Here is a 15,560-nt window from a genome sequence, read left to right as displayed (position 1 = left end):
ACTGGCGCATTCGGTGCAGCGTTCGTTTCGCTCGCGAACGAAGAGGATTCACCGAATGCGCCTGACCCCGATCCTGAGCCTGGCCGGCTGCGCGCTGGCCGCCTGTTCGTCCCAGCCCAGCAGCAACGCGCCCATACCCGCGAACGCGTCGATCGAGCCGGACAGCAATTCCGCGGCGACTTCCACCGCGAACGTGCAGGCGCCGCTCAACCCGCCCGCGCCGGGCGAGCCCGGCGGCTTGGCGAACGACATGACGCCGGTGAGCGAGGCGCCGTTCACCGAGGAAAGCGCGCAAGGGGCGGGGAATGTCGTTCAGACCTATTATGCGCTGATCGAGGCGAGGAAATACCGCCAAGCCTGGGCGCTGTGGGGCAATGAGGGCAAGGCTTCCGGCATGAGCCCGCAGGCGTTCGCGGCGAGCTTCGGGCGCTATTCGGAATATCACGCCAACATCGGTGCGCCGGGGGCAGTCGAGGCCGGCGCCGGGCAGCGTTATGTGACCGTGCCGGTCCAGGCCTATGGCCGGATGAAGGACGGTCAGCCGTTCAACCAGCTCGGCAGCGTGACGCTGCACCGGGCAGGCGACATCGACGGGGCGACCGCCGAGCAGAAGAAGTGGGGGATCCGCTCCGCCGATCTGGTCGCGCGGCCGGTGCCGGGGGCCTCGCCTACGCCCGAGGCGACCGAGGATAATCGCTCGGTGGCGCGCTATCGCTGCATGGACGGGACCAAGCTCACCGCGCGCTTCGATCCCGACAACGGGGAGGTGGCGCTGGAGCATGGCAACGCCCCGTCGCGTATGCTGAAGCGCCAGGGCACCAGCACCGGTATCCGCTATGCCGGCGGCGGCTATTCGTTCGGCGGCAAGGGCGACATGATGACGTTCACCGCGCCGAATGCGCCGACGATCGCCTGCACGGTGATCCGTTAGTTGGCGAGATAGTTGCGGAGCACCGCTAGGTCGGCGTTGCTGACCTCGGCGCCCGAATCGTCGGTGAGCGCTGATTCGGCTCCGGGCTTGGCGTCGGTCTTGGCGCTGCCAAAGCCTATGGTGGTCACGGCAGTGACGAGCACGCCGGCGGCCCAGAACAGCGCCGACCAGCGGCTGCGGAAGATTTTACTGGGATTGCGCGGGAGCATGCGGGGCTTGTCGCACATCGGAATGAACGCTGCGCTTCGAAAGCTGGTTAAGTTAGAATAGGCCAATGGCGCGCTACACGACCAGCATCACCGCAGGGCCCGACGACATCGACATGCTCGGGCACGTCAACAATGCGGTGTGGGTGAAGTGGATCCAGGACGTCGCGGTGGCGCACTGGCTGGCGATCGCGCCGCCCGAGCATCGCGACGCCTATGTCTGGGTCGTGACGCGGCACGAGATCGATTATCGCGGCAACGTCTCCGAGGGCGAGGCGGTGCGCGCCGAGACCTGGGTGGCCGAGCCGCCGCGCGGAGCGCGGTTCGACCGGCACATGCGGTTCCTCGGCGATGACGGGAAAATTCGGGTCGAGGCGAAGACGACCTGGGCGCTGATCGAGCGCGCCACCGGGCGGCTGGTGCGGGTGCCCGCCGAAGTGTCGGCGCCCTTTCTGGCCTAGGCGCCCATTTCCAGCAGCACTTTCCATTCCGCGTCGCGGACCGGGGTGACCGAGAGGCGCGACTGGCGGACCATCTCGATCGCGGCGAGGCGCGGTTCGGCCTTGATGTCGGCGAGCGTCACCGGCCTGGCGAGCTTGCGCACCGGCTTCACCGCGACGCTCGCCCATTTGCCGTCGTCGCCGTCTGGCTGCCAGGCGCGAGTGATCTCCATGATTCCCACCGCCGCCTTTTCAGTGTTCGAATGGTAGAAGAGCGCCTGATCGCCGGGGTGCATGTCTTTGAGGAAATTGCGCGCGGTATAGTTGCGCACGCCGTTCCATTCGGTGGCGCCGTCGCGGACGAGATCATCCCAGCTATAGGCATCGGGTTCGGAGCGGAGGATCCAATAGGCCATGGCCACGCCATTACCTCCCTAAACCGCGGCTGAACACCCGATTCCGAACCAGTTCAGGCGCGGTGCGTTACTTCTTCACACTCAGCGCCGCGACTCGCAGATTGTGCAGACGGGTCTGGTGCCAGCAATTCGAGGAGGAAGACCATGACCAATCTCGTCAAAAAGGCAGTGTTCGGCACCGTCCTCGGCGCCACCGTTCTCACCGCCGTCGCCCCGGTCGCAGAGGCCCAGCGCTACCGCCATTATCGCCATCACGACGATACCGGCACCGCGGTGGTCGCGGGTATCGCGGGCCTGGCGATCGGTGCAGCGCTCGCCAGCGGCGACCGGCGCTATGATTACGACCGCCGCTATTATCGCGAACGCGGCTATTATCCGCGCGACGGCTATTATTATCGCGAGCACTATCGCCGCTATCGCGGGTACGAGCGCTGCGAAATCCGCCGCGTATGGGACCCCTATGAGGGCCGCCGCGTCCTCGTCCGCTACTGCTAAGGTTTCGGCCTGACATCCTGGGTGACGCGGGGAGGCCCGCGTCACCCATTCGGACGGGTCGATTTGGCCGCAGAGTGGCGTACACTGCGCCCATGGCAACCGTAGATTCGCTCGCCCGGCCCGAGGTATCCGATCCGTCCGATCCCCTTGCGCGGACCGCCCAGACCTTTCCGACACTGTCGGAGGAGATGAGCGAGCGGATTGCGTCGTTTGGGGTCGAGGAATCCTTTCCAGAAGGGGGGATGCTGTTTAGCCGCGGCGACCGGAGCGTCGATTTCTTCCTGTGCCTCGACGGACAGATCGAGATCCTCGATCGCGGTGCCAAGGGATGCGACCGCGTCATCCATGTCCATCAGTCGCGCCAGTTCACCGGCGAGCTCGATCTGTTCAACGACCGGACCATCCTGGTGAGCGGCCGCGCGCTGCCCGGCACCCGCGTCGTCCGGATCGAACGCAGCGCCTTTCGACGGATGATGGCCGCCGAGCCCGACATCGGCGAGATCGTGATGCGCGCCTTCATCCTGCGCCGCGTCAGCATGATCCGATACGGCGAGGCGGGCGTAGCACTGGTTGGGCCGGCGCATGCCGCCGATATGGGGCGGATCCAGGCCTTCCTGACGCGCAATGGCTTTCCCCACCGCCGCATCGACACCGAGATCGATTCCGATGCCGTGGGCTTCATGGAATGCCTGGCGCTCAGCGAGAGCGACCTCCCAGTCATCGTCGTCGAAGGTCGCGTCTATCGCAATCCGACCAATGCCCAGATCGCCGATGCGGTGGGGCTGACATCGGCGCTTGATCCAGACCACGTCCATGACGTCGCCGTGGTGGGCGCCGGGCCAGCCGGACTGGCCGCTGCGGTCTATGCCGCATCCGAGGGGCTCGACACGATCGTGATCGAGGCCGTCGCCCCGGGCGGGCAGGCGGGGACGAGCAGCCGCATCGAGAATTATCTCGGTTTCCCGACCGGCATTTCGGGCCAGGCATTGTCGGGCCGCGCCCAGGTGCAGGCGCAGAAATTCGGCGCGCGGCTGCTGGTCTCGCGCTCGGCCAGGGGTATCGACTGCGATGGGCGGCCGTTCCGCGTCCATCTCGACGACGGCGCGTCGCTCAAGGCGCGGACCGTGGTGGTCGCCACCGGCGCACGCTATCGCAAGCTCGACCTGCCGCATTACCTCGAGCTGGAGGGCAACGGCATCTATTATGCCGCGACCGCGATGGAGGCGGGGATCTGCGGCGATCAGGCCGCGGTGGTCATCGGCGGCGGCAATTCGGCGGGGCAGGCGGCGATCTATCTGTCGAAGACCGCCGGGCACGTCCACATGCTGGTGCGCGGGCCCGGGCTCGCCGCGACGATGTCGAGCTATCTGATCGAGCGGATCGAGGCCTCGGAGAAGATCACGCTCCATCCCTTCTGCGAAGTGACCGAACTGGAGGGGGAAAAGCATCTCCGCGCGCTCAGCTGGACCAACCGCAAGACCGGCGAGGTCGAACAGCACGAGGTTGGCGCGCTGTTCGTGATGATCGGCGCGCAGCCCAATACCGACTGGCTCGATGATTGCCTGGAGCTCGATCCGGCGGGCTTCGTGAAGACGGGGAGCGGCGTGACGTTCTTCTGCTCCTCGAAGCCGGGCGTGTTCGCGGTGGGCGATGTGCGTTCGGGATCGGTCAAGCGGGTCGCGTCGGGCGTGGGCGAAGGCTCGGTCGTGGTCTCAGCGATCCACCGTTATCTTGAACCGACGCCCCAATAGCGGCTAAGGGCGCCGCCATGAGCGATACTCCTCCCGACCGGCTCTCGGTCAACCAGAACAGCCCTTATTTCCAGCGCGAGCTGCTGGAGCGCGGGATCGGCATCCGCTTCAAGGGTGTCGAGCGCCGCGACGTCGAGGAATATTGCATCTCCGAAGGCTGGATCCGCGCCGCTCTGGGCAACAAGGTGGATCGCAAGGGCAACCCGCTGACGATCAAGCTGACCGGCCCGGTCGAAGCATGGTTCGAACGGCCTGCCGCTGGCGCAGCCGAAGAAAGCGTCGAAGGCTGATTTCTGAAGGCCGGCGATACGCCGGTCGCGGATCAAAACCGTTGCTCGGCGCCTGAGCCGGGTTTCGAAGCCGCGTCCGAGCGGCTTCCGCTATTCCGCGAAAGCCGCGCGCGCCGCCTCTTCGAATGCCTTCAGCGCTAACATGTGCGGGAAGGGACCATGGCTGATCCGCGCAACTCCGGTGGTTGCCACATCCTTCGCCGACGGCGCCCCCGGGAAGGCCATGAAGTTAACTGGCAGCGGCACCGCCTTGCAGACACGCTCCAGCAGGCGGAGGTCCGCCAGGCCGGGCACGAAGAAGCCGCTCGCGCCCGCTTCGGCATAGGCCAGGCCACGCGCGATCGCCGCATCGACCATCGCGCCGTCATGCGTATCGGGGCTGGCGATCAGGAAGATGTCGGTGCGCGCGTTGATGAAAAAGGCGGGGCCGGTCTCCCATCGGATGGCGGCGATGCGCGCGGCCTGCGCCTCGGTAGCGTGCATCGTGCGGGGCTCGGCGCCCACGACCTGGTCCTCGAAATTGCAGCCGATCGCGCCGGTGGCGGCGAGGCGTGCGACATTGGACGCGGCGCGTTCCGGATGGACGGCATAGGCGCCCTCGAAATCGATCGAGACGGGCAGCGACGTGCTCGCCACCACGCGCGCCGCATTGGCGATCGCGAGGTCGATCGTCAGGCCTTCCGCATCGTCCACGCCGTGCGCGGTCGCCACCGAGGCGCTGCCGGTGGCGATCGCCTTTGCTCCCGCCTTTTCGGCGACGACGGCGCTGCCCGCGTCCCAGACGTTGAACAGGATCACCGGATCGCCAGCGATGTGCAGCGCAACGAAGCTTTCGAATTTCTCGGTCATGAACCGCTCCCTTGTTCCTCTATTGTTCTAAAGGGCGAACGATTCCGCGGCAAGCCCGGAACCGACCGCAAACCTTCAAAAGAGCGAAAATTGCGGCTATTTGAGGCGATGGAGCCGCAACGCGTGCATTTGCGGCTTGCCCTTGGCATTGCGCCAGCGCTGCTGGACCTCGATGGTGTTCGCATCGACGCGGCGCAGGGAAAATCCGTTCGGCGCGTCGATCGCCTCGAAACGAACCAGTCCGTCGCCCAGCTCGACCGCGTGCCAGCTATGGTCGTCCCAGCGCGATTCTATCCTGCCACCCTCCAGCATGATCTGGCTCTCGTCGCTCATCGTGACGAAGCTGGGATCGCCGAAACGGCGCATCCGGAGGATCGTCGCACCCAGGTCATATTGCTCGAAGAACGCCGTCCCGTCGGGCGCCGTGCCCGTCCAGCGCCCTTCGAGGAACTTGAGCGTGGCGAACTGCTCGGCCGTGTACACCTGTGCCTGGGCAATCAGCGCAACCGGCGCGAGCAGTGCCGCGATCAATGGACGAACCGTGCCACGACGTCGCGATAGGAGCGGCTGACCTTCACCGATGCGCCCGAGTTAAGCACCAGGAAACACTCGCCATTTGTGTGCGGCTTCACCTGTTTGACGAGATCCAGGTTGACGATCGTCGAGCGGTGGACGCGCTGGAAACGGCGCGGATCGAGACGCTTTTCGAGGTCCTTCATCGTCTCGCGCAGGATCAGCGTGTTATCGCCGGTATAGATGCACATGTAATCGCCGGCCGCGTCGATCCGCTCGATCGTGTCGACATCGACGCGGAAGATCTGGCCGCGATCCTTGATGTTGATGAGCTTCTCGAAGCGGTTGGCGGCATGCTCGGGGTTGCTGTCGGTGATTTCCTCGACCGCGTCGGGGGCGACCTCGGCAAGGACTTCCTTCAGTTTCTCTACCTCCTCGACGCCGCGCTTCTCGGTGAGGCGCTGGCGGACGCGGTCGAGCGTGTCGGCGAGCCGGGCGGGCTCGACCGGCTTCATGAGATAATCCATCGCCTGTGCCTCAAAGGCGCGGATGGCGTGGTCGCTATAGGCGGTGACAAAGACGAACAAAGGCGGTTCGACTTCCATAAGGCCCTGGACGACCGAGAAGCCGTCAAAGCCGGGCATCTGGATGTCGAGGAAGACAAGGTCGGGTTTATGGGTTTTGATGGAGCGGATGGCCTCGCGGCCATTGGAGCATTTGTCGATGATTTCGACATCCTCATGCTCCATGAGCCGGAGCTCCAGCCCCTGGATAGCCAGGGGTTCGTCGTCGACGAGGATGGTACGGATGGTCATGCGGCCTCTCGGTTCGGTTCCTCAAGCTGGAACGGTATCTCAATCTCAACGCTGAACCCCTGCCCCGGGTTCGTTCGCGTTTCAAAACGATGGTCAGGCCCGAAAGCCTGCACCAGTCGCTCCCTGATATTGGCGAGCCCCACGCCAGTTGAAAGGGTCGGCCGCGGTTTGCTTTCGATCAATCCCGGTCCGGTGTCCGATACGGCGATCTGCACCCGTTCTCCGGCGAGCCGAGCGGAAACGGTGATATCGGCGCCCTCTTCCTGGGGCGTGACGGCATATTTGATCGCGTTTTCGACAAGCGGTTGGAGCAGTAGCGACGGCAACCGGGCCTTGGCGCACCGCGGATCGATGTCGAAATGCGGGCGCATCCGCTCGTCGAAGCGCATCTTCTCGATCTCGAGATAGAGTTTCAGCGTCTCGACTTCCTGCGCCAGGGTAACATGCGCTGTGGGCTCGTTGGCGAGCGTGTAGCGCAGGAACGAAGACAGGCGGGAAAGCATGACGTTAGCGCGCTCGGTCTGCTTCAATAGCACCAGCGTCGAGATCGAATTGAGTGTGTTGAATAGGAAATGCGGGTTGAGCTGATAGCGCAGCATCGCGAGCTGCGCGCTCGATGCCTGGTTCTCGAGGATCTCCATCTGATCGATCTGCTGCTCGACGATCAGATAGAAGTTGATCCCGAAATAAAGTGCCGACCAGCCGGCGAGCACGGTGAAGGTGAGGAAGGTGTAGCCCAACACGCGCGTTAGCGTGATGCCGGGCTCAGCGGCGGTGAACGAGAAGGTGAAGGCCTCCAGCACCGCATAGATCAGTGCGGCCGCGACGAGGGTGCCGAGCGTCAGGATCACGCTGGGAATCCGTGGCAGGCGGCGATAATAACCGTACAGCGAGGAAAGCAGTAGCGTCAGGCAATAGCCGACGATCGCCTCGATGATCGCCCTGATGATGCCTTCGACCGAGAAGGTGTTGGACACCGACGAGACCGTGCGTAGCAGCAGATAGCCGCTCCAGCCGGCCGCCTGGAGCATCCAGAAGGCGCGGCTCTTGTCCTCGAAGAACGGCCGGGAGAACAATCCCGGCTGTTTGATCGCCGGCGGTGTCCGCCGATCGGCAGGGTTCAATACGCTCGCCACGCCTGTGCCTCTAACACCGCTGACAAGCGGCGGCAAAGAGGCGTAGACTCGGGCGAAACGCAGGAGAGGGCGGATGAGCGAAATCCATGAGCCGGCAGAGCGGGCAAAATTCCATGCGATGAGCGAAGGCACGGCGGGAGACTGGGCGATCATCGGCGGGCAGTTTCGCCATTTCGCGGGCGGGCTGGCCGATCGCGTGCTGGGGCATCTGAAGCTGCTCGACGGCGATTTCGGCGGCTTCCCAATCGACCGGATGCAGCACTCGCTCCAGACCGCGACGCGCGCGCACTGCGACGGCCGGGGTGAGGATTATGTGGTGATGGCGCTGCTCCACGACATCGGCGACACGCTAGGGACCTACAATCATCCCGATATCGCCGCCGCGATCCTGAAGCCGTTCGTCAGCGAGGAACTGCGTTGGATCGCCGAGCAGCACGGCGCCTTCCAAGGCTATTATTTCTTCCATTATCTGGGGATGGACCGCGACGTGCGCGAGCGCTTTCGCGGGCATCAGCATTTCGAGGCCTGCGCCGATTTCTGCCGGCTCTACGACCAGGCGGCGTTCGACCCTGCCTATGACAGTGCACCGCTCGACTTCTTCGAGCCGATGGTCCGCCGTATATTCGCGCGGCCGTTGCACAGCATGTACGCCGCCGTGGTCGAGACCGACGCGGCCTGATTTCGATCGAAATATTCCCAAAACGAAAACCGCCGCCCCATCGCTGGGGCGGCGGCTTCGTTGTCCCGTGCGGGAGCGGGCTGCTTAGAAGCCCACCACCAGCGAACCGACGAAGGTACGCGGATAGCCGATCTGGGTGTTCAGCGCGCTGCCGTACCCTGTGATCGCGCCCTGCGCATTGTAGGTCGGACCCTGGTTCAGCGAACCGTTGCCGCTGTTGATGCTGCCGACCCAGAACTGGTTGAATGCGTTCAACACGTTGAGCTGGAAGTAGGTGTTCTTGTTCAGGCCAGCCCAATCCAGACCCACCCGGGCGTCGAGATTGACGAGGGTGTAGGCCGGGGCCTTGCTGTCGAAGATGTTGAAGGTCTGGGGCGAACCATTCACGGTCAGGATCTGACGAGCCGGCTCGTTGGTGTCGTACAGATAACGCGGACCGGTGCGCTTCACGTTCACGCCCAGGCTGACATAGGTCAGGTCGAGCGTCGCGCCGCCACCGAAGGTGTAGGTCGGGGCGTTCGACTCGCGCTTGCCGGCGGTCGGGGCATAGACGATCGTGCCGATCGGGCCGAGCGGACCCGCCGCCGTGGTGCGGAAGGCCTCGACGTCGTTCTGGATCTCGGACTTGAGATACGAACCGAAGGCATAGACGCTGAGCTGGCGAACCGGCTGATAGGCGATCGTGCCGTCGATGCCGTACTTCTTCACCTTGCCGAGGTTACGATAGACCGACTTGTCGAGCTCGGGGTCGTAGGACGAGGCCAGACGGTTCTGGTAGTTTGTGTACCAGCCCGACAGCTGCGCCTGGATCTTCGACGAACGATAGCGCACGCCGAGATCGAAGTTATCGGTCGTCTCCGGCTTCGGGTTGGCGCGATCGGCACCGACCGGGAAGTAGAAGGAGTTGTACAGATTGTCCGTGCCCGGGACCTGGATGCTCTTCGAATAGTTGCCGAAGATATCGACCTGCGGGGTCAGCGACCAGGTGTAGCCGAAGCTCGGGAGGAGCTTCTTGTAGTTGAAGATGCGCTGCTGCGCACCCTGGGTCGGGAAGGTGCAGACCGCCGGCGTACCGGTGCAGGTCGCGCCTGCCGCCGCGGCCGCGCTCGGAACCACCGACTGGGTGGGCGTGCCGGCGAGGAACGAGGCCAGACCCGCGCTATCGCTGCCGAAGCACTCGACGAAGCCGCCGGCGCTCGAGGTCGCGCAATAGTTGGTCAGGTTACGCTTGAAGAACGGTGCGCGGATGCCGGCGCTGACGACGAACTGGCCATCGAAGAACTCGCCGCGATATTCGGCGGAAGCCTGATGCAGGATCGCGAACGACAGGCGGTCGCGCTTCTGCAAGATGCGGCCGTTCACATCGGCGAGGCCGTCATTGACCGGGAAGACGTCGAACGGCTTGCCGTTGAGCTGCAGGAAGCCGGTCTCGCCAGTCTGGCGGTGACGTGCGCGGTCATAGGTGTAGGCGACGCGGATCGTGTGCTCCGGCGTGATGTCGTAGCGCAGCGAAGCGATGACGCCGATGCGGTTCGTTCCGGTCTGGCTCGGGGCCAGTACGCGGACCGTGTCGAGCGTGTCGCCGTCACCGTTGAGGTCGCGGCCGTAATAGGGCGTGCCGCCGATATAGCCGACCTGGCAGCTGACCTGGGCGCCGTTCGGCGTGTTGGCGCAGTTGGCAGCGCCGCCTGCCGGGAACACGTCACGACGGCCTTCCTGGCCGACCACGGTGCCGCCGCCGTTTGCCTTCACATACTGGTAGCTCGGATCGACCGTGAGGACGAGACCGTCAGAGAGCGTGAAGCGCGACGAGCCGCGGATGTTGCCGGTGTTCGACGGGTTGAAACGCTCGTCGAAGACCGAGCCGCAGCTGTTCGCCGCGTCGGCGACGCCCGGACGCGCGACCTGGTTGGTCGTGCAGGGCGCGACGGAGTAGTGAGCTTCGTCGAGGTTCATCGGGAAGCGGTCGGTCGCGTTGGGGCCGACGTTGCGCGGGGTCGTAGTGATCGTCTGGTTCGGCGCCGTGCCGGTGACCGAGCGCTGCACCGTGTCCCAACGCAGCGGCACCGAGCCCTGGAAGTTGTTGCGGTTGACGTTCCAGTTGCCGGCGATCGAGAGGAAGTCGCCGCCGCTGCCGAGCGGCTGATAGATGCGGGCGTTATACTGCTGCTTCTCGATCTGCGAATCGTTGTTGAACGGCGAGTGGTTGCGCGCCTGGCTGGCGGAGATGAACGCGCGCGTGCCGAACGAGGTGAACTCGCCGGTGTTGATCAGGCCGAACGTACGGAAATAGTCGAAGTCACCGACCGAACCGATCACCTTCACGCCGAAATCCTGGGTCGGGATGATGGTGCGGTAGTTGACGGTCGAGCCGGTCGCCGAGGCGGTGGGGCTATCGACGTCGGTCGAGCCGAGGTTGACGTTGACCTGCTCGATCAGCTCCGGATCGAGCTGCTGGTTCGAATAGATCGCGTAGTTACCCGAGTCGTTCAGCGGAACGCCGTCGAAGGTCTGCGAAATGCGCGAGTTGTCGAAGCCGCGGATGCTCATCGAGCCGCCCGACGAACCATAGGGATCGTTGTTCTGGAAGCTGACGCCGGGAAGCTGGTTGATCAGTTCGTTGACCGACTGGCCGGGTGCCTGGCGCTGGATGAATTCCGACGTCAGCACTGCCTTCGCCTTGGACGTGTCCGGCACGACGATGCCGTTGACGCCGTCATTGACGCGGCTGCCGGTCACAACGATCTCGGTACCCTGGTCTTCGAAATCCACGGAACCGGTCGACTGCGCGTACGCGCTCGCCGGAATCATCAGCGCGGCAAAAGCCACGCCCGCAAATAGCTTGGTGCGCATTTTGGTTATTTCCCTTTCGGTGTGCTCTGAGATGCACTCACGCGGTGCGGTTCACCGTCTTCGCCGCCCATGGCGTTATTTTATTGCGCTTCGATGACAGTCAATTGGAGTCCGCGTTAACCTGCCATTCAGCCGTTGTGCGTTGCAAAATAGCATCACCTCGCGCGGGCGACGATCTCCGCCCAATCGCTCTCTGATATCACCGGAATCTGCAGTTCGGCGGCCTTTTTGAGCTTCGATCCGGCGCCCGGACCGGCAATGACGAGATCGGTCTTGGCAGATACCGATCCGGCGACGCGGGCGCCCAGGGACTCGGCCTGCGCCTTCGCTTCGTCGCGACTCAGCGACTCGAGACTGCCGGTGAAAACCAGCGTCTTGCCGGTGACTTCTGAGTCGCGGGTTTCGATGACGAAGGGCGGTGGGGCGATTTCGCCGAGCAGGTCTTCCCACACGGCGCGGTTGTGCGGCTCATGGAAGAAATCGGCCAATGCGTGGCCAACGGCGCCGCCGACATTCTCGACCCCGATATGCTCGGTGATCGCCTTGTCGAGGCGCGTCCGATGCTTCAGCTCGGCCTCGCCGAGCGCGGGCGGAGTCGCCTCGCGCAGCGCGATGAGCTCGTCGGCCAGCGCCCGGACCGCGGCGAGCGTCGCGTAGCGCTTGAGCAGGTCGCGCGCGGTGATCGCGCCGATGTGGCGGATGCCGAGACCGAAGAGCAGGCGCGCCGCATCGGGCGCGCGCTTGGCCTCGATTGCGGCGAGCAGAGCATCAACCGATTTTTCCTGCCAGCCCTCACGCCCGAGCAGCTCCTCGCGATGGGGCGCGAGGCGGAAGATGTCGCCCGGCTCGGTGATCCAGCCAAGGTCGATCAGCTCGATCAGCGTCTTCTCACCCAGCCCGTCGATATCGAGCGCACCGCGGCTGACGAAATGCTTGAGCCGCTCGAGCCGTTGCGCAGGACAGATCAGCCCACCCGTGCAGCGGACATCGACTTCGCCTTCCTCTGCCACGGCTTCGGAATGGCAGATCGGGCAGTGATCGGGGAAGACATAGGCGGGACGGGTCTCGTCGCGGGTGAGGTTCTCGACGATCTGCGGGATGACGTCACCCGCGCGCTGAAGGACGACGCGGTCGCCGGGGCGGACGCCGAGCCGCGCGATCTCGTCGGCATTGTGCAGCGTCGCGTTGCGCACCACCACGCCGCCCACCGTCACGGGCTCGAGCTTGGCGACGGGCGTCAGCTTGCCGGTGCGCCCCACCTGGATTTCGATATCGTTGAGCGTGGTCTGGGCGCGCTCGGCGGGGAATTTGTGCGCCAGGCCCCAGCGCGGGGCGCGGCCCACGAAACCGAGCCGCTGCTGCCAGTCGATCCGGTCGACCTTGTAGACGACGCCGTCGATGTCGAACGGAAGGTCGGCGCGCTGCTTCTCGATGGCGCGGTATTGGGCGAGCGCCTGGTCGAGCGTCTCGGCGCGGATCAGCATGTCGGAGACAGGGAAGTCCCAGCTTTTGATGCGCAGCATCGCGGCGTACTGGCTGTCGGCGGGGTCCTCCGAAACTTCGCCCCAGCCCCAAGCGAGGAAGCGCAAGGGACGCGACGCGGTGACCGACGCGTCTTTTTGGCGCAGCGAGCCGGCGGCGGCATTGCGCGGATTGGCGAACTGGCGCGCTTCCTTGCCGCTGGCCTCCGCCTCGGCGAGCAGGCGGGCGTTGAGCGCGGTGAAATCGCCCTTGGCCATATAGACTTCGCCGCGCACCTCGAACACGTCCGGAGCGCCTTCGATTCGCGCGGGGATGTCGGCGATGGTGCGGACATTGGCAGTCACATCCTCGCCGATCTGGCCGTCGCCGCGGGTGAGCGCCTGGGCCAGCAAGCCCTTCTCGTAGCGCAGCGAGCAGGAGAGGCCGTCGATCTTGGGTTCGGCGGTGAGCGCGATGGGCGCGTCTTCGGGAAGCTTGAGGAAGCGGCGGACGCGGCCGAGGAAATCGGCGACATCCTCGTCCGAAAAGCCGTTGTCGAGGCTGAACATCTGCCGGGCGTGCGCGACCTTGGCGAGGTGCCCCGACGGCGCCGCCCCGACGATCCGCGAAGGCGAATCGGCGCGGACCAGGTCGGGAAAGGCGGCCTCGATCGCCGCATTCGCCCGCATCAGCGCGTCGAACTCGGCGTCGCTAATCTCGGGCGCATCCTGGCCGTGATAGAGCCGGTTATGGTGCGCGATCTCGGCGGCGAGCCGTTCGAGCTCGACGGCGGCATCTTCCGGAGTCTCTGGGGCTGTTTCGGGCAGCTTCATGCATGCAGCGCTAGGGGATGAGGGGCGTTGATCGCAAGACCGTTCTGGCGGATGGAGCAAAGCCATGAAACCCTGGCTGCGCCGCGCGGGCGCCTTGCTCCTCTGGACCATCGTCGCGCTCTGTCTCACCGTAACGATCGTGCCGCATTATCTGGACCGGATATATTATCGCGGGCCGGTGAGCGGGCATTTCGACGGTCAGCATTTCTTCAATCCGGATGGCGAGGACGACGCGCTGACCAGAGGGGTCCGGTTCGGCCTGCTCTGGAAGCGGATCTTCGGCGATCCGACCGACCCCCCTTGGCCCGATCATGTCGCGGTGACGCCGTCCAGGCCGCCGGCGCGGGTCGAGGGCGGGGCGATGCTTGCCACCTGGGTGGGGCATGCGACGCTGCTGGTACAGGCGGACGGCGTAAACATCCTGACCGATCCGGTGTGGAGCGACAGCGTAGGGCCGTTCGGCATCGGGCCCAGGCGAGTGGCGGAGCCGGGCATCCGCTTCGAGGACCTGCCCAGAATCGATCTCGTGCTCGTCAGCCACAACCATTACGACCATATGGACCTGGCGACGCTCAAGCGGATCTGGGACCGTGACCGGCCGATGATCGTCACCGCGCTCGGCAATGATGGCGTGATCGGAGGCGTTGGCGTACACGCGGAACCGCGCGATTGGGGCGGCGTGGCGCTGGTCGCGCACCCGTGCGCACATTTGCCCGCAGTACCGGATACAAAGGGCCGGATCCCTCCGCCGTGCCTGGCGGCGCCGATCGCCAAGGTTCATGTCACCCGCAGCCATCACTGGGACAGCCGCTGGTTCGCCGACCGCAACCGGGCGCTGTGGTCGAGCTTCGTGGTCCAGCTTCCGCACGGCAATTTCTTCTTCGCGGGCGATACCGGACTCGGCGACGGCAAATGGCCTGCCGAGGCCGCGGCGCTGGGACCGATCCGGCTGGCGGCAATTCCGATCGGGGCGTTCCGCTTCGAAGAGGGGCAGATGGCGAGCGGCAGCCATATCGGCCCGGAAGGCGCGATCCGGGTGTGGAGCATATTGGGCAGGCCCCAGACCATCCCTATCCATTGGGGCACCTTCCGGCTTTCGCGGGAGGGCTATGCCACGCCGCCCCGCATGCTCGAAGGGATGCTGCGCTGTGGCGGATCCGACCCCTCACGTTTCGCCGCGGTGCGGATCGGCAAGCCCGTGGCGATCGCGCCGCTCGGTGCGGTACCTCCGCCGCCCGATCTCGCCGCGATCACTGTCTGCGAACGGGACGGACGGTTCGCCGCATTGCGCTGATCCGCGACTTGAGGACGGGCGCTCACCGGCGTATCCCTGCGCGTCGGGAGGGGAGCCCGCAACGTGACCGACAGACGCGCCCGCAGCGCCGGGCACCGCTATGACACGAGCATCGACCGCGCCGGCATCGCACTCGGCGCGGGGAGCCTGCTGGCCGGGATCATCATCGTCGTGCTGGTGCTCGCCGGCGGGCGGCACGATCCGGTGTCGATCGTCAGCGGCTGGATGATCGGCAGCATCTTCGCCGCGATCGCCATCACCGCGGTGGGCGGGCCGCTCTGGCTCGTCATGCACGTCGCCGGCCTTCGCCGTGCCCGCCACGCCGCCCTGGTCGGCGCGGTCACCGCGATGGCGATCTTCGTCGGCGCGCAGACCTATGGCTTCGGGCTGTTCGAGATGCCGCCGATGGACGGCCGCGCTTTGCTCTACCGCTGGGTGAGCGCGATCCTGTCGAGCGCGGTGCTGGCGCTGGCCGCGGGCGCCATCGGCGTGGTGATGTGGCGAATCGCCTATCGCCGGAGCGAATAGCCGCGCGGCCGGAGGCGTGGACCCCGGCACTCGGGCCGGGGTGGCGAATTAGGAGATCGCGCGACCCTTC

The 15,560-nt window shown here is 65.4% G+C and carries 16 protein-coding genes; 8 read left to right on the top strand and 8 right to left on the bottom strand.

The features are described from left to right. Positions 1 to 55 precede the first annotated feature (55 nt). Positions 56 to 931 carry an MliC family protein gene (locus IAG41_RS12515; RefSeq protein WP_262408641.1) on the top strand — a complete coding sequence of 292 codons (876 nt, stop codon included), beginning with the start codon at positions 56 to 58 and terminating at the stop codon, positions 929 to 931. Here IAG41_RS12515 and IAG41_RS12510 read toward each other — a convergent pair. Further along, on the bottom strand, positions 928 to 1,140 hold the full coding sequence (locus IAG41_RS12510) for a hypothetical protein (RefSeq protein ID WP_187728958.1): 213 nt from the start codon (positions 1,138 to 1,140) through the stop codon (positions 928 to 930). The genes IAG41_RS12515 and IAG41_RS12510 overlap by 4 nt on opposite strands. A gap of 65 nt (positions 1,141 to 1,205) precedes the next feature. Here IAG41_RS12510 and IAG41_RS12505 point away from each other — a divergent pair, with 65 nt between their 5' ends. Further along, complete coding sequence (locus IAG41_RS12505; protein WP_187728957.1) at positions 1,206 to 1,598, top strand: acyl-CoA thioesterase; 393 nt, start codon at positions 1,206 to 1,208, stop codon at positions 1,596 to 1,598. Here IAG41_RS12505 and IAG41_RS12500 read toward each other — a convergent pair. Beyond that, entirely contained in the window at positions 1,595 to 1,993 is a 399-nt protein-coding gene (locus tag IAG41_RS12500; RefSeq protein ID WP_187729152.1) for an EVE domain-containing protein, read from the bottom strand. The two genes, IAG41_RS12505 and IAG41_RS12500, sit on opposite strands and share 4 nt — an antisense overlap. A gap of 144 nt (positions 1,994 to 2,137) precedes the next feature. Between IAG41_RS12500 and IAG41_RS12495 the strand changes: the two genes are divergently transcribed. The 3 genes from IAG41_RS12495 (at position 2,138) to IAG41_RS12485 (ending at position 4,529) form a co-directional block, all read left to right on the top strand. Beyond that, positions 2,138 to 2,488, top strand: coding sequence for a hypothetical protein (locus IAG41_RS12495; RefSeq protein ID WP_187728956.1), 351 nt, complete (start codon positions 2,138 to 2,140; stop codon positions 2,486 to 2,488). Positions 2,489 to 2,580: 92 nt separating this feature from the next. Beyond that, positions 2,581 to 4,239 carry an FAD-dependent oxidoreductase gene (locus IAG41_RS12490; RefSeq protein ID WP_187728955.1) on the top strand — a complete coding sequence of 553 codons (1,659 nt, stop codon included), beginning with the start codon at positions 2,581 to 2,583 and terminating at the stop codon, positions 4,237 to 4,239. A 17-nt stretch (positions 4,240 to 4,256) separates the two neighbouring features. Then, the gene (locus IAG41_RS12485; RefSeq protein WP_187728954.1) at positions 4,257 to 4,529 is read left to right on the top strand and encodes a DUF3297 family protein; all 273 of its coding nucleotides are present in this window, start codon (positions 4,257 to 4,259) and stop codon (positions 4,527 to 4,529) included. Between the two features lie 90 nt (positions 4,530 to 4,619). Here the strand turns inward: IAG41_RS12485 and IAG41_RS12480 are convergent, their stop codons facing one another. The 4 genes from IAG41_RS12480 to IAG41_RS12465 all read right to left on the bottom strand — a co-directional run bounded on the left by IAG41_RS12480 (position 4,620) and on the right by IAG41_RS12465 (position 7,737). Further along, positions 4,620 to 5,378: an isocitrate lyase/phosphoenolpyruvate mutase family protein gene (locus tag IAG41_RS12480; RefSeq protein WP_187728953.1), complete on the bottom strand. Its 759-nt coding sequence runs from the start codon at positions 5,376 to 5,378 to the stop codon at positions 4,620 to 4,622. A 96-nt stretch (positions 5,379 to 5,474) separates the two neighbouring features. Beyond that, complete coding sequence (locus IAG41_RS12475) at positions 5,475 to 5,909, bottom strand: hypothetical protein (RefSeq protein ID WP_187728952.1); 435 nt, start codon at positions 5,907 to 5,909, stop codon at positions 5,475 to 5,477. Beyond that, complete coding sequence (locus IAG41_RS12470; RefSeq protein ID WP_187728951.1) at positions 5,906 to 6,706, bottom strand: LytR/AlgR family response regulator transcription factor; 801 nt, start codon at positions 6,704 to 6,706, stop codon at positions 5,906 to 5,908. Before IAG41_RS12470 ends, IAG41_RS12475 begins: the two co-directional genes overlap by 4 nt. Beyond that, complete coding sequence (locus IAG41_RS12465) at positions 6,703 to 7,737, bottom strand: sensor histidine kinase (protein ID WP_187729151.1); 1,035 nt, start codon at positions 7,735 to 7,737, stop codon at positions 6,703 to 6,705. The genes IAG41_RS12470 and IAG41_RS12465 overlap by 4 nt, the downstream gene beginning before the upstream one ends. Before the next feature lie 178 nt (positions 7,738 to 7,915). Between IAG41_RS12465 and IAG41_RS12460 the strand changes: the two genes are divergently transcribed. Continuing rightward, a complete protein-coding gene (locus tag IAG41_RS12460) occupies positions 7,916 to 8,521 on the top strand; it encodes an HD domain-containing protein (RefSeq protein WP_187728950.1) in 606 nt (201 codons plus the stop codon). Between the two features lie 84 nt (positions 8,522 to 8,605). On the opposite strand, the gene IAG41_RS12455 is transcribed toward IAG41_RS12460, so the two are convergent. Beyond that, positions 8,606 to 11,374, bottom strand: coding sequence for a TonB-dependent receptor (locus IAG41_RS12455; RefSeq protein ID WP_187728949.1), 2,769 nt, complete (start codon positions 11,372 to 11,374; stop codon positions 8,606 to 8,608). A gap of 155 nt (positions 11,375 to 11,529) precedes the next feature. Further along, on the bottom strand, positions 11,530 to 13,668 hold the full coding sequence (ligA, locus tag IAG41_RS12450) for an NAD-dependent DNA ligase LigA (RefSeq protein ID WP_187728948.1): 2,139 nt from the start codon (positions 13,666 to 13,668) through the stop codon (positions 11,530 to 11,532). Between the two features lie 64 nt (positions 13,669 to 13,732). Here ligA and IAG41_RS12445 point away from each other — a divergent pair, with 64 nt between their 5' ends. After that, the gene (locus tag IAG41_RS12445) at positions 13,733 to 14,962 is read left to right on the top strand and encodes an MBL fold metallo-hydrolase (protein ID WP_187728947.1); all 1,230 of its coding nucleotides are present in this window, start codon (positions 13,733 to 13,735) and stop codon (positions 14,960 to 14,962) included. 63 nt (positions 14,963 to 15,025) lie between these two features. Further along, positions 15,026 to 15,490, top strand: coding sequence for a hypothetical protein (locus tag IAG41_RS12440; protein ID WP_187728946.1), 465 nt, complete (start codon positions 15,026 to 15,028; stop codon positions 15,488 to 15,490). Positions 15,491 to 15,560: the final 70 nt, after the last annotated feature.

Origin of the sequence: Sphingomonas sp. JC676, from assembly GCF_014489075.1 — a bacterium.
Classification (GTDB): domain Bacteria; phylum Pseudomonadota; class Alphaproteobacteria; order Sphingomonadales; family Sphingomonadaceae; genus Sphingomonas.
The sequence above is the reverse complement of the archived record's forward strand: the minus strand, read 5'-3'. Positions and strand labels throughout refer to the sequence as shown.